At 41.1% G+C, this 20,328-nt stretch carries 18 protein-coding genes; 10 read left to right on the forward strand and 8 right to left on the reverse strand.

Annotated elements, in window-relative coordinates; translation table 11 throughout:
• Nucleotides 1-129: 129 nt before the first annotated feature.
• A complete protein-coding gene (locus HYG89_RS07925; RefSeq protein WP_104852412.1) occupies nt 130-783 on the reverse strand; it encodes an OmpA family protein in 654 nt (217 codons plus the stop codon).
• Nucleotides 784-1,039: 256 nt separating this feature from the next.
• Between HYG89_RS07925 and HYG89_RS07930 the strand changes: the two genes are divergently transcribed.
• The 6 genes from HYG89_RS07930 to HYG89_RS07955 all read left to right on the forward strand — a co-directional run bounded on the left by HYG89_RS07930 (nt 1,040) and on the right by HYG89_RS07955 (nt 5,596).
• Nucleotides 1,040-1,966, forward strand: a complete 927-nt coding sequence (locus HYG89_RS07930) for an acyltransferase (protein ID WP_104852413.1) — start codon at nt 1,040-1,042, stop codon at nt 1,964-1,966.
• 15 nt (nt 1,967-1,981) lie between these two features.
• On the forward strand, nt 1,982-3,040 hold the full coding sequence (locus HYG89_RS07935; protein WP_004975298.1) for a hypothetical protein: 1,059 nt from the start codon (nt 1,982-1,984) through the stop codon (nt 3,038-3,040).
• Nucleotides 3,041-3,183: 143 nt separating this feature from the next.
• Entirely contained in the window at nt 3,184-3,909 is a 726-nt protein-coding gene (minC, locus tag HYG89_RS07940; protein ID WP_004975296.1) for a septum site-determining protein MinC, read from the forward strand.
• Between the two features lie 69 nt (nt 3,910-3,978).
• Nucleotides 3,979-4,791, forward strand: coding sequence for a septum site-determining protein MinD (gene minD, locus HYG89_RS07945; protein WP_096902697.1), 813 nt, complete (start codon nt 3,979-3,981; stop codon nt 4,789-4,791).
• Nucleotides 4,792-4,793: 2 nt separating this feature from the next.
• Nucleotides 4,794-5,066, forward strand: coding sequence for a cell division topological specificity factor MinE (gene minE, locus HYG89_RS07950; RefSeq protein ID WP_178866985.1), 273 nt, complete (start codon nt 4,794-4,796; stop codon nt 5,064-5,066).
• A 242-nt stretch (nt 5,067-5,308) separates the two neighbouring features.
• Complete coding sequence (locus tag HYG89_RS07955) at nt 5,309-5,596, forward strand: PA4642 family protein (RefSeq protein ID WP_178866987.1); 288 nt, start codon at nt 5,309-5,311, stop codon at nt 5,594-5,596.
• Nucleotides 5,597-5,726: 130 nt separating this feature from the next.
• Here HYG89_RS07955 and HYG89_RS07960 read toward each other — a convergent pair whose 3' ends face one another.
• The gene (locus tag HYG89_RS07960; RefSeq protein ID WP_104853253.1) at nt 5,727-8,915 is read right to left on the reverse strand and encodes a DNA translocase FtsK; all 3,189 of its coding nucleotides are present in this window, start codon (nt 8,913-8,915) and stop codon (nt 5,727-5,729) included.
• 341 nt (nt 8,916-9,256) lie between these two features.
• Between HYG89_RS07960 and trxB the strand changes: the two genes are divergently transcribed.
• The 4 genes from trxB (at nt 9,257) to HYG89_RS07980 (ending at nt 13,535) form a co-directional block, all read left to right on the forward strand.
• On the forward strand, nt 9,257-10,207 hold the full coding sequence (gene trxB, locus HYG89_RS07965) for a thioredoxin-disulfide reductase (protein ID WP_178866990.1): 951 nt from the start codon (nt 9,257-9,259) through the stop codon (nt 10,205-10,207).
• Nucleotides 10,208-10,319: 112 nt separating this feature from the next.
• Nucleotides 10,320-11,876, forward strand: coding sequence for a class I SAM-dependent methyltransferase (locus tag HYG89_RS07970; RefSeq protein ID WP_178866992.1), 1,557 nt, complete (start codon nt 10,320-10,322; stop codon nt 11,874-11,876).
• An 87-nt stretch (nt 11,877-11,963) separates the two neighbouring features.
• Nucleotides 11,964-12,695, forward strand: a complete 732-nt coding sequence (aat, locus tag HYG89_RS07975; protein ID WP_178866994.1) for a leucyl/phenylalanyl-tRNA--protein transferase — start codon at nt 11,964-11,966, stop codon at nt 12,693-12,695.
• 24 nt (nt 12,696-12,719) lie between these two features.
• The gene (locus HYG89_RS07980) at nt 12,720-13,535 is read left to right on the forward strand and encodes an arginyltransferase (protein WP_178866996.1); all 816 of its coding nucleotides are present in this window, start codon (nt 12,720-12,722) and stop codon (nt 13,533-13,535) included.
• Between the two features lie 39 nt (nt 13,536-13,574).
• Here the strand turns inward: HYG89_RS07980 and rimI are convergent, their stop codons facing one another.
• The 6 genes from rimI to rpsL form a co-directional block, all read right to left on the reverse strand.
• Nucleotides 13,575-14,033 (reverse strand): ribosomal protein S18-alanine N-acetyltransferase, encoded by a 459-nt coding sequence (rimI, locus tag HYG89_RS07985; RefSeq protein ID WP_178866998.1) that lies wholly within the window; start codon nt 14,031-14,033, stop codon nt 13,575-13,577.
• A gap of 106 nt (nt 14,034-14,139) precedes the next feature.
• Complete coding sequence (locus tag HYG89_RS07990; protein ID WP_096902701.1) at nt 14,140-15,021, reverse strand: metal-dependent hydrolase; 882 nt, start codon at nt 15,019-15,021, stop codon at nt 14,140-14,142.
• A 501-nt stretch (nt 15,022-15,522) separates the two neighbouring features.
• Complete coding sequence (gene tuf / locus HYG89_RS07995) at nt 15,523-16,713, reverse strand: elongation factor Tu (protein WP_004975768.1); 1,191 nt, start codon at nt 16,711-16,713, stop codon at nt 15,523-15,525.
• A 95-nt stretch (nt 16,714-16,808) separates the two neighbouring features.
• Nucleotides 16,809-18,944: an elongation factor G gene (gene fusA, locus HYG89_RS08000; RefSeq protein WP_096902149.1), complete on the reverse strand. Its 2,136-nt coding sequence runs from the start codon at nt 18,942-18,944 to the stop codon at nt 16,809-16,811.
• A 131-nt stretch (nt 18,945-19,075) separates the two neighbouring features.
• Complete coding sequence (gene rpsG / locus HYG89_RS08005) at nt 19,076-19,546, reverse strand: 30S ribosomal protein S7 (RefSeq protein ID WP_004975277.1); 471 nt, start codon at nt 19,544-19,546, stop codon at nt 19,076-19,078.
• Nucleotides 19,547-19,725: 179 nt separating this feature from the next.
• Nucleotides 19,726-20,100 (reverse strand): 30S ribosomal protein S12, encoded by a 375-nt coding sequence (gene rpsL, locus HYG89_RS08010; RefSeq protein ID WP_000246374.1) that lies wholly within the window; start codon nt 20,098-20,100, stop codon nt 19,726-19,728.
• Between the last annotated feature and the right edge of the window lie 228 nt (nt 20,101-20,328).

The raw sequence follows: 20,328 nt of genomic DNA on the forward strand, positions 1-20,328 counted from the left end.
CTCCGCCAAAGATGACTAATCTAAAATGCTACTTTAGACGTCATTGTCTATTTGCTGAGTAGACCCTAGAAATTGCTTGCATAAAAAAACCGCCCGAAGGCGGTTCTTTACAATCTATACAATGCCAGATTATTGGATTGCATAAATGCTGATTTCTACACGACGGTTTTGCTCACGACCTTCTGCAGTAGCATTCGATGCGATTGGGTTTGCAGCACCGTGACCTTGTGCATTAATACGTGAAGTTGATACACCACGGCTAGCCAAGTAGTTTGCAACCGATTGTGCACGTGCTTGTGACAATGGAATGTTGATTGCGTCGTTACCAGTGCTGTCAGTATAACCTGTTACCAAAATACCGCTCTTGTTATCTTGGGTTAGCGTTTGCGCTACTTTGTCCAAGGTAGAATAGAAGTTTGGTTTGATGTTTGATTTGTTAGTATCAAACGTGATGTTACCCGGCATGATCAAGCCAACAGAACCATCGGCATTACGGTTTACTTCTACGCCTGTACCAGCCATTTGTTGACGAAGTTGTTTTTCTTTATTGTCAAGATAAACACCCGCAGCAGCACCCACTACAGCACCAATCGCTGCAGCACGGTTGTTTTGTGCGCTTGTATTTGCGTTACCTTTAGAGATGCCATAACCCGCAGCAGCACCAATTACTGTGCCTAACGCAGTTTTGTCATATTCCATACCACCAAGGTTGTTACCAGTCGTTTGACAACCAGTTAAAACCATTGCCCCTACGACTGCTGCCGAAATTGCTAATGCACGCATGGCATGCCTCCTTACTTGTGTTTTGTTGTATATGCTGAATATTGAATGAAAAAATATACTTAGACCATTGATTTTTTGTTAATAAAAAAACTTTTACTTACAAATATACATGATCATGTACAAATCTTGGTATAACTTCATCACAATTTCTACACACTTTCACTTCAACACTTTTTTATTTTAAAAACAACATTTATATTGGAGTCATCTACAAACACGTGACGCATTGGACGATTTATCTTCAGGATTGATTTATATGTCATCGCAAGCAAAGAAACACCCTTTATTAAAAAAAATCACAAAAGGTCTCACCGTGGGTACAGTCATCACTGGCAGTACATTTTTTCACGGCCCTCCTGTGTTGGCTTTGGGCTTAACCAAACTGTTAAAGCAGTCACGTAAGGTCGATGAAACCAATATTCAAATTACCAACAGTTGGCTCAGTGTAAACAACTGGCTGATTGATCATGTATTACCCAATACCCAATGGGATATCAGCATTGATGAAGATTTGCAACTGAGCATGCAAGGTCGTTATCTCATGACCTGTAACCATCAAAGTTGGGTCGATACCACAGTAAATCAGTATTTTGGCTTAACCCGTATGCCATTGACCCGCTTTTTTACCAAGTGGGAACTGATCTTTATTCCCTTTGTAGGACAAGCCTTTAAAATTTTAGGCTTCCCAATGATGAAGCGTCACAGCAAAGCACAAATTGCCAAAAAACCTGAGCTGAAAGACCGCGATATGGAAGAAGCGCGTAAAGCCTGCCAACAGTTATTAAGTCAGCCCTTTACCCTGCTGAATTATTTAGAAGGCACACGCTTTACCCAAGAAAAACATGATCAACAACAATCGCCTTATCAACATTTATTAAAGCCAAAAGCTGGTGGTTTAGCTTTGGCATTGAATATTTTGGGTGATCAAATTGATGCCTTGGTAGATATGACCATTGTGTACCCAGATGGCGTGCCGGGCTATAGCGAGTTTTGGTTAGGTGAGGTGCCGCGCATTGCGGTGAATTTACGCAAAATTAATATTCCAGATTGGGTGTTGGGCGGCAATTACGAAGATGATGCTGAATATCGTGAGCGTTTTCAGCAATGGGTGCATGAACTGTGGCTGGAAAAAGATCAATTGATTGAAAGCATGCAACAAAAACTTGCAGCTCCGACTGCATAACCATTCAGGTACGCCATGAAAAAGTCTGAAGAACCTGTCATCAAATCCTCTTTTCATCCCCTGCGTAAAGATTCATGGGGATGGAAAATTGCCTTGGCTTATGACTTGTTTTTGATGGGTTTAATCATCTTTAACTTGTTCTGTTTAAGTGCCAATGCCATTTTAATGAGTGATTTTGGCGAATGGTTGTTCGATTTTATTCGTCTACCTGAAATTTTACAGTTTTATCGAACAGAATTGCGCCCTTGGGTGGTGATTACCGAAGGCTGGTTTACCACGTTTTTAATTGTAGAGTTGGGCGTGCGTTGGGGTATTGCAATTATTTTCAAACATCATCAGCGTTGGTGGTTTTTCCCGTTTATTCACTGGTATGAAATTCTTGCAATTATTCCGCAATTGCGTTTTTTACGTTTATTACGTGCCATCGCGATTGGTTACAACCTGCATAGCCATGGCTATAAAGTCATTCCAGACAGTTGGTATAAACGCGGCAACTTTTACTACAACTTGCTAATGGAAGAACTGAGTAGCCGTGTGGTGCTCACGGTACTTAATGGTGTGCAACGTGAATTGACCACCAGTACCACTCACAAACAATTTATTGATGATTTGGTCGAGCATCATCGTCAATTACTCGCGATTGCCCTAGCCGATATTTTGCAGGAATCCTTAGGCAAAGAATTACAAATGCAGCGTCACATGATTGCGAAAAATGTCGGGTTGGTGGTGAATCAAGCCATTGAAGATACGCCTGAACTGACGCAATTGCTGCGCCTGATTCCATTGGTCGGTGGACGTATTGAACAGCAAATTCAAAGTATCGGACAACGATTGGGCGAAAATATCACCCAAGGTTTAATTGAACCTTTTGCACAGCAGCATCAACAAGTACAAAATCCAACTTATCAAATGATTGCTGAAAAAATTAGTCAGATTGAGATTGAACATAATCAGCATATTGATAAATTAGTAGAATCAGCGATATTTGAAAGTTTAGAAGCAATTCGCAAACAAGTAAAAGTTAAACAATGGCAACAAATTTTAAATGAAGGACAACAACACGATATTTCATAAAGGTCTTTCGATAATTTTAGCTAAAACAATGTGAAATATTTTTAGTAACTGAACTAGAGAATTCACCCAATTTGTTCTAGGATTTGCTCTATTTATAAGATGACTTCAACAACCAGCAAAGTTAGAAGTGTTAAGGAATTATTATGGCTGACATACGGATAAAAGGCAGATTGGTCAATGCGATTCGCATTAGCTTAGACACCAATGATCATGATGCGATCCGCCAGCAACTAAGCCCAATGTTGCAAAAATCATTTCCACCAGGGGTTTTGGTGGTCATTGAAAGTTCAGTCGAACAAGAATTGATTGCGCTAATTCAATTGCTAATTAGCCTAGAAGCACAGCCAATTGCTGTGACTGAAGGCATTATGGCAGATCAGGCACGTGCTATTCAGTTCCCTGTCATCCCGCAAGACCGTCCATTGCAGGAAGTGAAAGCCACCAAAGAACAAGTGGTTGAAGTAAAACCTGAACCTGCGGCAGAACAGCAACAGACGGAAAATCAAGTTGCTGAAACTACACCTGCTGTAGCGCATATTACGTCTTATCACGATGAAATTTTGCGTACAGGTCAATGCTTGGTACAACATCAGGGCGACATTATTTTAACCGCAGGCATCAACAGCGGTTCTGAAGTGATTGCTTCAGGAAATATACATATTTATGGTAGTGTACGTGGTAGAGTCATTGCCGGCGCGGGCGGGAATATTGCGGCACGAATTTTCTGTCATTCCCTAGAAGCAGAATTGGTATCTATTGCAGGCACGTATTGCGTGGCGGACGATATTCCTCAGCATGTGACTAAAAAACCTGTGCATATTTACTTAAATGATAACCAAGAGCTTGTATTTGAAGCTCTACAATTTTAATGTATAAATAATCACCAAAAATCCCCGAAAAAATATAGGGGAATTTAAACCATAACAGGAGTGGATTCGGTGGCGAAAATTGTTGTCGTAACATCAGGCAAAGGTGGCGTAGGTAAAACCACTACAAGTGCATCTTTTGCAACAGGTTTAGCCCTACGTGGTCACAAAACTGTTGTTATCGATTTTGACGTGGGTTTACGTAACCTTGACTTAATTATGGGTTGTGAACGTCGCGTTGTTTATGATTTTGTGAATGTATTAAATAATGAAGCGCGTTTACAACAAGCATTAATTCGCGATAAAGATATCGAAAACCTTTATATTCTTCCAGCTTCACAAACCCGTGATAAAGATGCCCTCACCGATGAAGGTGTGGCACGTATCATGGATGAGTTGGCACAAGAATTTGATTACATTATTTGCGACTCACCTGCAGGGATTGAGCGCGGTGCCATTCTTGCAATGTACCATGCCGATGAAGCGATTATTGTGACCAACCCTGAAATTTCTTCAGTACGTGACTCTGACCGTATTATTGGTATGCTTGACAGCAAAACCAAAAAAGTAGAACAAAACGAAGGTCGTGTGCGTAAGCACTTGTGTATCACACGTTACAACCCAGAACGTGCCGATAAACAAGAAATGCTAACCATTGACGACATTTCTAAAGATATTTTACGTGTACCAACTTTAGGCGTTATTCCTGAATGTAAGAGCGTACTTCAAGCATCTAACGAAGGCAAACCTGTCATTCTGTATAGCGATGCTGCTGCAGGTCAGGCGTATGATGACTTGGTTGCACGTTTCTTGGGTGAAGAACGTCCGTTTCGTCATATTGAAACAAAACCGAAAGGTTGGTTAGCACGATTATTTGGAGCGTAGACATGGCAGGATTTTGGAGCAAATTATTTAGCGGTGAAGACAAGACATCTAGCGCACAAACAGCAAAAGATCGCTTAAAAGTGATTGTTGCTTCTGAACAAGGTCTAGGTAAACGCTTAAGCCAAGACAAAATTGATCAGATGAAAAAAGAAATCATGCAAGTGGTAAATCGCTACGTGCGTGGTGTCGATGAACAACATATTCAAATGTCTGTGCGTTCAGAAGCCAATATTGAAATGTTGGAAATGAATATCAATTTGCCTGAAGAGCGATAATCTGAATACTGATTAGTCAAGCAAATTGAATCAGGGCAGAATATGAGACTGGAATAGCAAAGCACTGCTTTGCCCAGTCGCAAGACGAGAAGCTGTGCTTCGAGTGGACTGGATGTACAAAGTTTACTTTGCCGTCGCAAGACGAGAAGCTATGCTTCGAGATAAAGTGTACTAAAACACTTTTCCGCTTGTGAACTCATATTTTGCCTTTTTTATTTATAGAACAATACCTGGAGATTGCCATGGCATTATCTCAACCTGCGACCTTTAACGAAGCATGGTCGGATGAACGTGTATTTGCCTATTTGAATCAACTTCCACCTGCAGGTGTGAATGCAGATTTTCACGTACTCTATCACGCATTTAAACACATGCGTCCAAGTGACTATGAACGTCTATTGACACAATTTGTTGCCGATGGTCGCGATGTCAATGCCACTAATCCTGAAGGTCAGCGTATTCACGATGTGATTGCTGAATTTCCATGTCAAAAAGATGGTTTTTTAGCAGTTTTAGCCAAGTTTGCTTAAACTGTTTAAACACAATCTCTGGCTAAATTCAGCCAAAAAGATTGAGTGTAAAAAGAAAAAATCCCGCAATTGAATTGCGGGATTTTTTTATAGCACTACTTGATTCAAAATCAAACAGAAAGTGAAAGCTTTACACTAAAATTTCACGTTTCCCATTTGCTCCTTGCTCGCTCACAATGCCTTGCTCTTGCATCTGATCGACAATACGTGCCGCACGGTTATAGCCCAAGCTAAATTTGCGCTGTAAAGATGAGGTCGACACTTTACGTGTTTCCAAAACAAATGCTACACACTGATCATACAACACATCACGGTCTGGACTGCCTTCACCATCTTCAAAACCACGTGAAGATGGTTCTTCATCAAATGGCGTCAAGATTTCATCGACATAGTCAGGATCGCCACGCTCACGCCACGCATCACAAATACGGTTGACTTCATCATCCGAAATAAATGCGCCATGCACACGTTCTGGCTCAATTTTACCCGGCCCTAAAAATAGCATATCACCATGACCAAGCAGGTCTTCTGCACCGCCCGCATCCAAGATAGTACGTGAGTCAATTTTCGAGTTCACACGCAAAGCTACACGGGTTGGAATGTTGGCTTTAATTAGACCTGTGATCACATCCACCGATGGACGCTGAGTTGCTAAGAGTAAGTGAATCCCTGCTGCACGTGATTTTTGTGCCAAACGGGTAATCATTTCTTCCGCTTTCTTGCCCACTTGCATGATCATGTCGGCAAACTCATCTGCCACAATCACAATAGATGGCAATGGTGTTAAACGCGGTGCACGTTCTTGCGTTGCTGAATCTCCCGGCTTCCAAGTTGGATCAATTAAATCTTCACCATTGGCAATAGATTCTTCAACCTTACGGTTATAGTCGCTTAATTTACGAATTTTCAGGAAAGACATTAGCTTATAACGACGTTCCATTTCATTGACACACCAATTTAAAGCGCTGACGGCATCTTTCATATCAGTCACTACAGGCGTCAATAAGTGTGGAATATCGTTATAGTTGGCGAGTTCCAATTGTTTCGGGTCAATCAAAATTAAGCGTAATTGATCAGGCTTGTATTTCAGCAACATCGACAAAATCATCGAGTTCACTGCCACTGATTTACCTGAACCCGTTGTCCCTGCTACGAGCATGTGTGGTGCTTTGCCCAATTCAGTAATCACAGGATTGCCTGAAATGTCTTTCCCCATCGCCATAGATAAAATGCCGTTTGGATCTTCAAAAGCAGGCGTTTGTAATAACTCAATCAAACGTACCATTTCACGTGAACTATTCGGTACTTCAATGCCAATATACGGTTTGCCCGGAATCACTTCGACCACACGTACCGATGCCATCGACATTGAACGCGCCAAGTCACGAGAAATATTGGTTACTTTTGAAGCTTTGACCCCAGGTGCCAAATCCAGCTCAAAACGGGTCACGACAGGACCAGGCTGTGCTTCAACCACTTTGGCTTTGACATTAAATTCCTGTAATTTAATTTCCAGCAATTCCGACAAGCGCGATAATTGTTCTGCGGTGAAGTTCACTTTTTTGTTTGGATCGACTTTATCAAGCAAATCCAAACCCGGTAATGGCGATAAATCACGACGTTTTTCTGCAACCTGCATGGCGCGTGACATCGGACGACCATGTGCATCGGTCAGCGGCGCATCAAAATCAAAGTCATCTTCGTCTAGTGGTTTGCCTGCGGTTTCCTGCCAAGCTTCGATAAATGCTTCTTTGGATAACGCCACTTTTTCTGCTTGTTCAGCCTGTGTAGCAGTCGCTGCGTTTGCCATCACTGCGGCAGTGGCTGCCGTCTGAATAGGTGCCTGAACAAAAGCAGAACTTTGTGCATAGCTACTGGTACTACGCGCTACAGGCGCTTGATCTTGAAATGCATCTTGCTGTAACTCATCACCCAAAAGATCATCCACCAACAAGTCATCTAAACTGTCTAAATCATGCTGCAAATGGCGCTCTTGGCGTACAGCATGATTTTGCGTATTCGAAGCACTTGACGATGGCGGGTTAAAATCTGACTCAAATCTGCTGAGATCATCGTTAAAATTGTGAGCCGTAGGATTCGAGTGCGGATGCACTGTTTCTTGCTGGGTCACAGACTCATCTAAAGTATCCATTGCCCCGCTGTTTTGGAATGGGCTGTGTAAATCACTTGCAGCTTTGCCTTGCGGAACTGCTGCGAGCAATTCATCAAAAATTTGATCATCATCCCAATCTAACGAAGATTTTGCAGTGGCTTGAGATGCCGTAGATGCAGGACGCACTTCATCAAAAGGATTCGATTGTAGATGTGGCTCTGGTTCTTCAGAAGCACGTAATAATGCATGAATGTCTTGGTTATGCTGACTGTCGGTATTTTCTTGTAAAGCACGCCACACTTCGCCTGTCGCAACAATACGCTGGCTGTCTTGTTCTAAGCGATGCGCCTTTTCGATGGTTTTTTCTAACTCAACATCATCAATTTCATCTTGCACCAATAGCTGTTGCTGCGCCTGTTGCTCTTCTTCTTCACGTTGCTGCATGTGATTAAACATACGCTCTGCCGCAGGATGTGGCGCAGTTGTTTCAGCTTCTTTCGCCTGTGCAACCACGGGTTCACTTGCTGCTTCTAAATCAGTTGATGCCACTTCAACAGCAACCACAGGTGCAGCAGCGACAACGGTCTTTTTCACCTGTGGTGTAGAACGGTCAAAGTCAGATTCTGCTTCAGGTACATTGCGATAGAACAAATCTTGCAGATAAGCAGGTGTAGCTTTTAAAGTTGCCCACGTTCTGTTCCACTTCACCCCAAATGCGAGGGTAAATAAGAAAATCCAAAAGACGACTAAAAAAAGTGTTGCTCCATAAATGGTTAAAATTTGCGATAAACTTTTCCCAAGTTCAAAACCAATGATGCCGCCTGAGGCATTGTCTAACGTATCGGCAGGTACTTGCCAAAATAAATACAGCAAACTTGCTGTTGCCAATAAAATGAAGAATTGTGCAGCATAACGAAATGGACGGTTTAAAAAACTACGCGGCCACCAGACTTGTAAGGCTTCAATAAAAAAATAAGCAGGAAGAAGCAGACTCGCCCAACCTAAAAAGCCAAACAGTAAATCGGCAATCCACGCACCTGCGATTCCACTCGCATTTGAAACCTGTTGGGTGTCACTGGAAATGTGCATCCAACCTGGGTCAAATGGAGTATAGGTCACCGTTGCAAGGAACAGATATATTCCAAAAGAGACCAAAAATAATGTCGCTATTAAGCGATGTGCATAAGCACCCGACACCGCAGTCATATATTGTCCTGTCGCCAATTCTTCATCAATGTTTTTTGTTTGTTCGATGGTCTTAAAAAGCCACCTGATTCGGAGCGTCTGTATTTCATTTAGCTGTGTCATTTAAGTTGCATTTCACGATGCAAGCTTCACCACACAGCAAGCTATAAATTATAACAGACCTTCTATTATGCATGTGTTGCCTAGAAAAAGATGCAAGATTATTGAAGTGTGTTGTTAACTTTTTCTATATAGCTCAAATCGATTTACATGATCAGTAATATCGACTTTAATCACACAGCAAACTCATCCTGTTTCACGTATAATTCCATAAATTTCTAAATAAAAAAAGGATGCTGTGCATGAGCGCTCGTCACTCACGTTTAATTATTTTAGGTTCAGGCCCTGCAGGTTATAGTGCTGCAGTATATGCTGCACGTGCCAACTTAAAACCGACTTTAATTGCAGGCTTACAATTGGGTGGTCAACTCACCACAACTACGGAAGTTGATAACTGGCCAGGTGATCCTGAAGGTTTAACAGGCCCAGCGTTAATGGAACGTATGCAAGCTCATGCGGAACGCTTTGGCACAGAAATCGTGTATGACCATATCAATGAAGTAAACCTGAATGTGCGCCCATTTGTACTCAAAGGCGATATGGAAGAATTTACCTGTGATGCTTTAATCATTTGCACAGGTGCGACTGCACAATATTTAGGTCTTGAGTCTGAGGCTGCCTTTATGGGTCAAGGTGTAAGTGCTTGTGCGACTTGTGATGGATTCTTCTATAAAAGCCAAAATGTAATGGTTGTCGGTGGTGGTAACACCGCTGTTGAAGAAGCACTTTACCTATCTAACATTGCTGCGCATGTAACATTAGTTCACCGTCGTGACAGCTTACGTTCTGAGAAGATTTTGCAAGATCATCTTTTTGCTAAAGAAAAAGAAGGCAAAATCAGTATCATTTGGAACCATCAAGTTGATGAAGTGCTCGGTGATAAAACTGGTGTAACGTCAGTTCGTATTAAATCGACTCAAGATTCAAGCACTCAAGATATTCCAGTTCAAGGTTTATTTGTTGCGATTGGACATAAGCCAAATACAGGTATGTTTGAAGGTCAATTGAACTTGCGTGATGGTTATATCCAAGTACAAAGCGGCACTTCAGGCAATGCGACTCAAACTTCTGTGGCTGGCGTATTTGCTGCAGGTGATGTGGCCGATTCAATTTATCGCCAAGCGATTACTTCTGCAGGTTCAGGCTGTATGGCAGCACTGGATGCAGAAAAATATTTAGACAACTCGAACTAAGTAACAATTTAAGAAAAAACCACCATTTTTTTGGTGGTTTTTTTTACAAATCATTCATACAATCAAAAACATGAAGACTTTTTAAACAAAAATTGATGAGTGGATTACATAAATGACAACGACATGGACTAACGGCTATCAAACTGAAGTTAATTACACCTATGGTTACTATCGAGATTTGAGTCCAAATTTTCAAAAGTTTTGCTTGCTACTAAACGGTATTGAAAGTCCTGATTTTCAAGAAACCCATAATCATTGCGAACTCGGTTTTGGACAAGGTGTCAGCATAAATATCCATGCGACATGTAATGAAGCAAAATTTTATGGTACGGACTTTAACCCTGCTCATGCTGCCCATGCCAATCAATTAGCAGAACAAAGCCATGTTGAACATTTTTTCTATGATGATAGTTTTGAAGAGTTGTTAAATCGTCAAGATTTACCGATGTTTGACTCGATCAGCTTACATGGTATTTGGAGTTGGATTAGTTATGAAAATCAACATATTATTCTAAAGTTCATTCGCAAATTTTTGAAACCAAATGGCATCGTGTATATCAGTTATAACTGTGTAACGGGTTGGGCTGCAAATATGCCAATTCGTGAACTATTTCATAGTCATTTTAAGTTTAATAGCAAAAGCACCAATCCAATTCAGAAAGTGAATGAAGCACTCAATTTTAGTGATGAATTACTGAAAAAAAATCCAGTTTTTGCTCAACGCAATCCAAATGCTTTACAAAAGGTTGCGGATTTAAAACAACAGAATCAAAATTACTTAATTCATGAGTATTTAAATCAAGATTGGCAATGTTTTTCATTTCAACAAATCGTTCGTATACTTGATGAAATCAAATTGTCTTACGCTGGTTCTACTGATCTTGGTGCCCATTTAGACAATATTAATTTCTCTGATGAACATCAGCAATTTTTAAATGCGATTGAGCATCCAATCTTTAAAGAACAGTGTCGAGACTATTTCGCAAACACGCAATTTAGACGTGACCTATTTATTCGCGGAAAAAATAATTTAACACCGCTACAAGTCCAAGAAAAATTACGTAACACTGCTTTCGTGCTGCTTACAGCTAAAGAGCAACTACCAACGAGTATTAATGGACTATTAGGCACATTCAATTTAATTGAAGAAATATATCAACCTATAGGTAATCTCTTTGCTGAATGTAATTACCAGCCACTTACAATTGCTGAGCTTGAACCTAGTTTTCCAGAATTAAATTATGCAAAGATTCTAAATGCATTAGTGATTTTGTGTCATCTAGGCTTGGCTCAACCTTGTCAGAACCTTCAACCAAGCGAAAAAACAATTTTGCATTGCCAAAATTTAAATCATTACATTTTAAAACAAGCCAGTTTTCATCAAAACTATAGTGTGTTAATCAGTCCAATTACTGGAATTGGTATTGCTACAGAACATTTTCATCAATTATTTTATCGAGCACATTTTATTGATGGCTTAGAGACTGCGAGTGATTTTGCACATTATGTCCAAGAGGTGATTGGTCAGCTTGGATGGCTTGTTTTAGACAAAGATGGAACTACTGTCTCTGATCAAACCAAAAGTCTTGAAATTATTCAAACCAAAGCACAATTGTTTATTGACAGTAAAAAAATACAAATCGCTAAACAACTTCGATTATTTAACTAACCTATTACTTGAGTGGCAATCTTCAATGATTGCCATTCAATTTCAGTTACGTTAGTTTAGAATTATTCATATTTACTTACTTCAATCATGCAACAACTTCCCCCATCTGAGTTTATCTTTCCAAACCCCATTGAAGTCGATCCTGAGGGTGAAGGCTTGATTTGTGTAGGTGCAGACCTCTCCCCTTCTACGCTCTATGAAGCCTATACACATGGCTTATTTCCATGGTTTTCAGAAGGTGATCCTATTTGCTGGTGGAGTCCTGAACCGCGTTGTGTGATTATTCCGCAATATTATCAGCCCAGTAAATCTTTAATCCGTAACATGAGAAAAATGGATTATCGCATTACTGTCAATCACGCCTTTGAACAAGTGATTCGCAATTGTGCCTTGCCCCGTAGCTACGCCAATGAAACTTGGATTTCTGAAGAGATCATTCAAGGGTATTGTCAGCTTTTTGCAGCAGGTTATGGCTACAGTGTCGAAGTTTGGGAGCAAGATCTTTTGGTCGGTGGTTTATATGGGGTCAGCATTGGCAAGGGCTGTTTTGGTGAGTCCATGTTTAGCCATCGCACTGATGTATCTAAAATGGCATTTTATAGTTTGATGCTGCTCGGACAAGAACAACAATTGCCTTGGATTGACTGTCAATTGGTCAATGATCATTTAATTAGTCTGGGCGCATGTACACTTTCTCGCCAAGACTATCTTAAATCGTTACAAGATGTTGTAAAACAGCCTGCTATCAATTGGAAAAAATATCAGGACAGTGTATTTTCAAGTAAAACAATAGCGCAGTATGCGCGCCTATTTGAATGACAATAACAGAGAGGGATCTTGAAAATGAATTCATATCACCCAAAATCCCTGCTAAATGATTTGCAGTATTACATTACTCCGCCGCATGATTGCAGCTATTTACCCGAAAAATCTGCGCGGATGGTTTTTTTAGACCCTGCACATAAAATTGATGTGCTGACTTTGTCTGAACTCTCTCGGGTCGGTTTTCGTCGCAGTGGCGATTTTGTCTATCGTCCTGAATGCCATTTGTGCCGCCAATGCCTTTCTTCGCGTATTCCTGTCGCTGAATTTAAAATGAACAGCACCCAAAAAAAAGCTTGGAAACGCAATCACGATTTACAAATCAAAATCACCAAGCCACAAGATGCAGGTGATTTGCATTATGCGCTGTATGAACGCTATATCAATGAACGACATGCCGATGGCGATATGTTCCCTGCCAGCCGTGACCAATTTGAAAAATTTTTAATCCACAGTTGTACCAGCAGCTTCTTTTTAGAAGTTTGGCAAGCAGATCGCCTAATTGCGGTATCGACCTGTGATTATTTAGATGATGGTATTTCTGCGGTCTATACCTTTTTTGACCCAGACGAAAGTCGTCGCTCACTCGGAACATTTGCGGTATTAAAACAAATTGAACAGGCACAGCATTTGGGACTGCAATATGTTTACTTAGGCTATTGGGTACCACATTCCAATAAAATGAATTATAAATCGCAATATGGGCCCCTTGAGCTACTACTCGATGGTCAATGGCGACGCATTAACCGCAGCCTAAATACCGATGAGGTGCAGCAATTGGGAAACTCCTTAATGACCACGCTGCCCTTAGGCTGGAATAACTCCATCATCAAATAAAAATGTAATGATGCAATACTATTTTTGCATCGATCAGATTTACTTAAACAAACTGGCAAAATCATCGCTACAAGATTTCACCATAATAATGGCATGCTCCCGTGTGCCATCCGTTTTAGGATAATAATTTTTACGTAAATCAATTTGATGAAAACCTGACTTTTCATACAGGGCTATCGCAGCTAAATTACTTTCACGTACTTCTAAAAAAATCTGCACAGGTTGGTTTTTCAAACCTGCAATAGAATGTTCTAGCAGTTGATAACCTAAACCTTTGCCTTGCTGACTTGGATGTACCGCCATCAACAACAAATTCGCTTCATCCAACACAGGTTGTAAAATACAAAAACCCACCACTTTCCCTGCGTGTTCAATCACGGTACTGTGATAACTGTCCACCGCTTCGGAAAATTGTTTGGCACCCCACGGATGACTTTGTACCAAATTTTCAATCGCAACTACATCAGCGACATCATGGGCTTGCATTAAACGAATCATAAGAAATGATCTTGTGCTGTTCTAAGATGTAGGCATTATAGATTTCACTACAAAAAAATCGAGCAAAAAAAAAGGCAACTTGCGTTGCCTGACCAAAGGGAAAAGTTTAAAAGCCTAATTTAGCTTTCCAAGTATTTAATAATGTTGTGGTATCAAAATCGTTAGGATGAAAATTCGGTTTGAAATAGAACAACATTTCTTTGCCCATGCCTGTAATAATCCCTTTAGATGGACTATAGGCATAACGATAAATCATGCGTAAATTTTCCAAATTCAACTGCTCGTCTTGTTTTAGTAAACGCAACAAAAAATAGTTTTGTACAAAAAATAAAGTCAGCATCGAAATAACCAAAGAACTTGTACGTAGTGCATAGGCTTTCAGACCTTTGCCAAACACACCTTCAAATACATCATACGCAACAGCTTTATGTTCGTTTTCTTCAATCGCATGCCACAACCACATAGTTTTCATGGTGTCATCGGTCATCAATTCTTGAATATGTGAATTGGTCAATAATTGTGAGGCAATCGTAGCTGTGAAATGTTCTAGCGCAGTGGTCGCAGTTAAATCTACCATTTTCTGTGTAATGCCAATCGGTTTAGCCAACTTTGCCATAAATTTGCGTGTAGTTTGAATCACAGTATCTGTATAACAATCCAAAGTATCAACATCATGCCCAAATTTCTGTGCAGAGGCATTAAAACCGACATGCTCATGCGTGTGCATGGCTTCTTGTCCAATAAATGCACTGATTTCTTTCTGTAAATCTGCATTGTCTTTCAGCATTGGGTGATAACGCACAGCACGCACACTGTCTATAAAGAACTTCTCACCTGCGGGAAATAACGCAGATAATGCAGTCATAAAATGCGTTAGACCTGCATTACCATTCATCCAATATTCAGGTACAGCATCAAAGTTGAAATTCATTCGACGGACAGGAAAACTCGCCCCTGCACGTTCACTAATACTCACTTTAGCATTCATGTTGCTCACTCCTGAGGTTACAACAATGAAGTCATTCATTTCCTGTAACCCGCTATATTTTTTATTTTTCGGTATGAGTTCATATTACGGTTTTCTGTGCGGTATTTAAGTGCAGTTAAGGACAGTGAGTTGTCAGTTCAGGACATGAGGAATAAAAAATAATGATAAGTGAAATTATTTTTTGTGACGCAAGAGTAAAAAATAGACAATGAAATTATTTTTACGACGCAAGAGTAAAAAAATAGACGATAATTTTTTATGACGTAAGAGCAAGAATAATTAGACAGCAAAATTATTTTTATGATGTAAGAGAAAAAAGGCAACTAAACCGCAGCAAAAGAATGTTCATAAAATGGTTTTAGATTGATTCAAGGTTTAAAGAACAGCTATTTCATCCATCAATACAGTAGGACAAGCTTTCATCCATCTGGAAACTAGCACACAAAATACAGCCATAAAAAAAGCGCCCCAAATGGAGCGCTTTTTCACACTATAAAGTGATTATGCTGTTACTTTAGCAACAACACCAGCACCTACAGTACGACCACCTTCACGGATCGCAAAACGTAGACCTGGGTCCATTGCGATTGGGTGGATTAATTCTACTGACATTTCAACGTTGTCACCTGGCATTACCATTTCAACGCCTTCTTTCAACTGGATTGCACCAGTTACGTCAGTTGTACGGAAATAGAATTGTGGACGGTAACCGTTAAGGAATGGAGTGTGACGACCACCTTCTTCTTTAGAAAGTACGTATACTTCCGCATCGAATTTAGTGTGTGGCTTGATTGTACCTGGTTTAGCAAGTACTTGACCACGTTGTACGTCTTCACGCTTAGTACCACGTAAAAGAACACCACAGTTCTCGCCCGCACGACCTTCGTCAAGAAGTTTACGGAACATTTCTACGCCAGTTACAGTTGTTTTAACTGTGTCTTTGATACCAACGATTTCAACTTCTTCGCCTACTTTCACGATACCAGTTTCTACACGACCAGTTACTACTGTACCACGACCAGAAATAGAGAATACGTCTTCGATTGGCATTAAGAATGCTTGGTCGATTGCACGTACTGGCTCTGGGATGTAAGTATCAAGCGCTTCAACAAGAGCAACTACAGCATCTTCACCATATTGACCTGATTCACCGTTAAGTGCAGCAAGTGCTGAACCACGGATTACTGGAGTGTCGTCGCCTGGGAAGTCGTAAGTAGAAAGAAGTTCACGAACTTCCATTTCAACTAATTCGATTAACTCTTCGTCGTCTACGATATCGCATTTGTTTAAGAATACGATGATGTAAGGTACACCTACCTGACGAGAAAGAAGGATGTGTTCACGAGTTTGTGGCATTGGACCATCAGTCGCTGAACAAACAAGGATCGCACCGTCCATCTGAGCAGCACCAGTGATCATGTTTTTAACATAGTCGGCGTGGCCTGGGCAGTCTACGTGCGCGTAGTGACGAGTTGGAGAATCGTATTCTACGTGAGAAGTATTAATTGTAATACCACGTGCTTTTTCTTCTGGTGCAGAGTCGATAGCAGCGTAATCTTTCGCTTCACCACCAAACTTACGTGCACATACTGTAGCAATCGCAGCTGTTAAAGTTGTTTTACCATGGTCAACGTGACCGATTGTGCCCACGTTAACGTGTGGCTTATTACGTTCGAACTTAGCCTTAGCCATGAGATCTTCCTTTTTAAAACAACTCATGGAGGATCACTCCATGAGCATTAGGTTTTTTAACTATGAATTAGTTTGCGCTTATAGTAATCGAAAGATTACTCGTCGTCACCTTTTTTACCACCAGACTGGAATTTAGCAATGATGCCATCTGCCACGTTACGTGGAGTTTCAGCATATTTAGCAAATTCCATAGAGTAAGTCGCACGACCTTGAGACATAGAACGCATGTGTGTTGCGTAACCAAACATCTCTGCAAGTGGAACTTCTGCACGAATTGCTTTAGTACCACCAGGTAAGTCGTCCATACCTTGAACCATACCACGACGACGGTTTAAGTCACCCATGATATCGCCCATGTAGTCTTCTGGAGTTTCTACTTCAACTTTCATGATTGGCTCAAGAAGAACAGGATCTGCTTTCATGAAACCGTCACGGAATGCGTAAGAACCCGCCATTTTGAACGATAATTCGTCAGAGTCGACATCGTGGTAAGAACCGTCGAATAATGTCGCTTTAATGCCTACAACTGGGTAACCAGCCAAGACACCATTCTTCATACGTTCTTGGATACCTTTGTCTACTGCACCGAAGAATTCTTTAGGTACTACACCACCTACAACTTCTTCAGCGAATTCGTAGTCTTTACCAGCTTCAGGATCAAGCGGCTCTAAACGTACGAATACGTGACCGAATTTACCTTTACCACCAGTTTGACGTACGAATTTACCTTCTTGCTCAATCGTCTTTTTGATCGTTTCGCGGTATGCAACCATTGGTTTACCAATGTTCGCTTCTACGTTGAATTCACGCTTCATACGGTCAACGATGATGTCAAGGTGAAGCTCGCCCATACCCGCAATGATCGTTTGACCAGATTCTTCGTCTGTGCGAACGCGGAATGATGGATCTTCTTTCGCCAAGCGACCTAAAGCAACTGACATTTTTTCTTGGTCAGCTTTAGTTTTAGGTTCAACAGCCAATGCAATTACTGGCTCTGGGAATTCCATACGCTCTAGTGTAATTACGTGGTTTTCGTCACATAATGTATCACCAGTGGTTGTATCTTTAAGACCTACACACGCTGCGATGTCACCTGCACGAATTTCTTCGATGTCGTGACGGTCATTTGCGTGCATCTGTACGATACGACCAATACGCTCACGCTTCATTTTCACTGGGTTATAAACCGGGCTACCCGCTTTAAGAACACCAGAGTAAACACGTACGAACGTTAAGTTACCAACGAATTTGTCGTTCATGATTTTGAACGCTAACGCTGCGAAAGGAGCTTCGTCAGACGCTTCACGAGAACCTTCAGTTTCGTCTTTGTCGTCTAAGATACCTTTGATCGCTTCAACGTCAGTTGGTGCAGGTAAGAATTCAATTACTGCGTCCAACATACGTTGAACACCTTTGTTTTTGAATGCAGAACCACACATTGCAGGTTGAATTTCACCCGCTAATGTACGTTGACGTAAACCAGCAACGATTTCTTCTTTAGAAAGTTCGCCATTTTCTAGGTACTTGTCCATGAGTTCTTCTGATGCTTCTGCAGCAGCTTCAACCATGTTCGTACGCCATTCTTCAGCAGTTGCTTGAAGGTCAGCTGGAATCTCACCGTATTCAAACTTCATACCTTGTGAAGCTTCATCCCAGATGATTGCCTTCATTTCGATTAAGTCAACAACACCTGTGAATGTGTCTTCTGCGCCCACTGGAACAACGATAGGCACTGGGTTTGCACCCAAGCGAGTTTTCATTTGTTCAACAACGCGGAAGAAGTTTGCACCTGTACGGTCCATTTTGTTCACGAACGCTAAACGAGGTACTTTATATTTGTTTGCTTGACGCCATACAGTTTCAGACTGAGGTTGTACACCACCTACAGCACAGTAAACCATACATGCACCGTCAAGAACACGCATAGAACGCTCAACTTCAATTGTGAAGTCAACGTGTCCTGGGGTGTCAATTACGTTAATACGGTGTTGGTCAAACTGGTTACCCATACCTTTCCAGAAGCATGTTACAGCTGCTGAGGTAATAGTAATACCACGTTCTTGCTCTTGTTCCATCCAGTCAGTTGTTGCTGAACCTTCGTGAGTTTCACCAAGTTTGTGACTTTCACCTGTATAGAACAAAATACGTTCTGAAGTTGTTGTTTTACCCGCATCGATGTGCGCAGAGATACCAATGTTACGGTAACGAGAAATTGGGGTTTGACGTGCCATGATTTCTAGCATTCCTAAATTTTGTTGTTTAAAACAGGACGCTTTAAGCTGCCTAGCAACTTAAAGCGATTTGATGACAATTCAGTGACAACCGATTCATCACCCTCCTGATTAGGGCCTGTTTTATCCGCTTAGAAACGGTAGTGAGAGAAGGCTTTGTTGGCTTCAGCCATACGGTGCACATCTTCACGTTTTTTGATCGCTGCGCCTTTACCTTCAGATGCATCAAGCAACTCGCCAGCAAGACGTAACGCCATAGTTTTTTCAGAACGCTTAGCAGCAGCATCTACCAACCAACGCATCGCTAAAGCAGTACGACGGGATGGGCGTACTTCCATAGGAACTTGATAAGTAGCACCACCAACACGGCGTGCTTTTACTTCGACCATTGGACGAACTTTTTCAAGCGTAGCTTCAAAAAATTCAACTGGGTCTACTTTAGATTTTTCTTGAACGCGGTCTAAAGCACCGTAAACGATACTTTCAGCAATAGATTTTTTACCATCTTGCATTACGTGGTTCATGAATTTAGCGATTGTTTGGCTGCTGAATTTAGGATCCGGAAGGATTTCACGAGCAGCGACTACGCGACGTCTTGGCATTTTAAACTACCTATAAATATGACACTTCAGGGTGATCCAGCCGTAGCACAAAGTGTCGTGTGCATTTCGCTGGCCTTACTACACGTCGCTTGAATTTCACAAAATTAAATGCAGAAATCAGACAAGCGAGACGATAAAGGATTGCAGTTCTACGAACTAAGAGTTTAATCTTTAAAAGATTATTTCTTAGGACGTTTAGCACCGTATTTAGAACGTGACTGGTTACGATCTTTCACACCAGCACAGTCTAAAGAACCACGAACGGTATGGTAACGTACACCTGGTAAGTCTTTAACACGACCACCACGGATAAGAACAACACTGTGCTCTTGTAGGTTGTGACCTTCACCACCGATGTAGCTAGAAACTTCAAAACCTGAAGTTAAGCGAACACGGCAAACTTTACGCATTGCTGAGTTAGGTTTTTTAGGTGTAGTTGTGTAAACACGTGTACAAACACCACGACGTTGTGGACAAGCCTTCAACGCAGGAACTTTTGATTTTTCAACCAAAGTCGTACGACCCTTACGGATCAACTGATTTGTTGTTGCCATGTGGCAATTCTCCCGTTAATAAAAAGCCCCAAAAACATACTACTTTTTGAGGGCATGCAATTGTAAGCGAAGATAGAAAAATGGTCAATATTTCATAGGCAGCTCTGTACACGACAAATTTCACAGAACCCTTATCCTATCAGGATTCTGCTTTCTTAAAATTGCCAAAATTTCCTTAAACTCTTCTTTTTTCCCAAAACCAATTAAACGCTGAATCGCCATTTGAAC

The organism is Acinetobacter sp. SwsAc5 (assembly GCF_013391485.1).
Lineage (GTDB): Bacteria > Pseudomonadota > Gammaproteobacteria > Pseudomonadales > Moraxellaceae > Acinetobacter > Acinetobacter towneri.

Coding starts and splice junctions, on each gene's coding strand:
- HYG89_RS07925 (WP_104852412.1), bottom strand. CDS start 783: ATGCGTGCATTAGCAATTTCGGCAGCAGTCGTAGGGGCAATGGTTTTA.
- HYG89_RS07930 (WP_104852413.1), top strand. CDS start 1,040: ATGTCATCGCAAGCAAAGAAACACCCTTTATTAAAAAAAATCACAAAA.
- HYG89_RS07935 (WP_004975298.1), top strand. CDS start 1,982: ATGAAAAAGTCTGAAGAACCTGTCATCAAATCCTCTTTTCATCCCCTG.
- minC (WP_004975296.1), top strand. CDS start 3,184: ATGGCTGACATACGGATAAAAGGCAGATTGGTCAATGCGATTCGCATT.
- minE (WP_178866985.1), top strand. CDS start 4,794: ATGGCAGGATTTTGGAGCAAATTATTTAGCGGTGAAGACAAGACATCT.
- HYG89_RS07955 (WP_178866987.1), top strand. CDS start 5,309: ATGGCATTATCTCAACCTGCGACCTTTAACGAAGCATGGTCGGATGAA.
- HYG89_RS07960 (WP_104853253.1), bottom strand. CDS start 8,915: ATGACTGCGGTGTCGGGTGCTTATGCACATCGCTTAATAGCGACATTA.
- trxB (WP_178866990.1), top strand. CDS start 9,257: ATGAGCGCTCGTCACTCACGTTTAATTATTTTAGGTTCAGGCCCTGCA.
- HYG89_RS07970 (WP_178866992.1), top strand. CDS start 10,320: ATGACAACGACATGGACTAACGGCTATCAAACTGAAGTTAATTACACC.
- aat (WP_178866994.1), top strand. CDS start 11,964: ATGCAACAACTTCCCCCATCTGAGTTTATCTTTCCAAACCCCATTGAA.
- HYG89_RS07980 (WP_178866996.1), top strand. CDS start 12,720: ATGAATTCATATCACCCAAAATCCCTGCTAAATGATTTGCAGTATTAC.
- rimI (WP_178866998.1), bottom strand. CDS start 14,033: ATGATTCGTTTAATGCAAGCCCATGATGTCGCTGATGTAGTTGCGATT.
- HYG89_RS07990 (WP_096902701.1), bottom strand. CDS start 15,021: ATGAATGCTAAAGTGAGTATTAGTGAACGTGCAGGGGCGAGTTTTCCT.
- tuf (WP_004975768.1), bottom strand. CDS start 16,713: ATGGCTAAGGCTAAGTTCGAACGTAATAAGCCACACGTTAACGTGGGC.
- fusA (WP_096902149.1), bottom strand. CDS start 18,944: ATGGCACGTCAAACCCCAATTTCTCGTTACCGTAACATTGGTATCTCT.
- rpsG (WP_004975277.1), bottom strand. CDS start 19,546: ATGCCAAGACGTCGCGTAGTCGCTGCTCGTGAAATCCTTCCGGATCCT.
- rpsL (WP_000246374.1), bottom strand. CDS start 20,100: ATGGCAACAACAAATCAGTTGATCCGTAAGGGTCGTACGACTTTGGTT.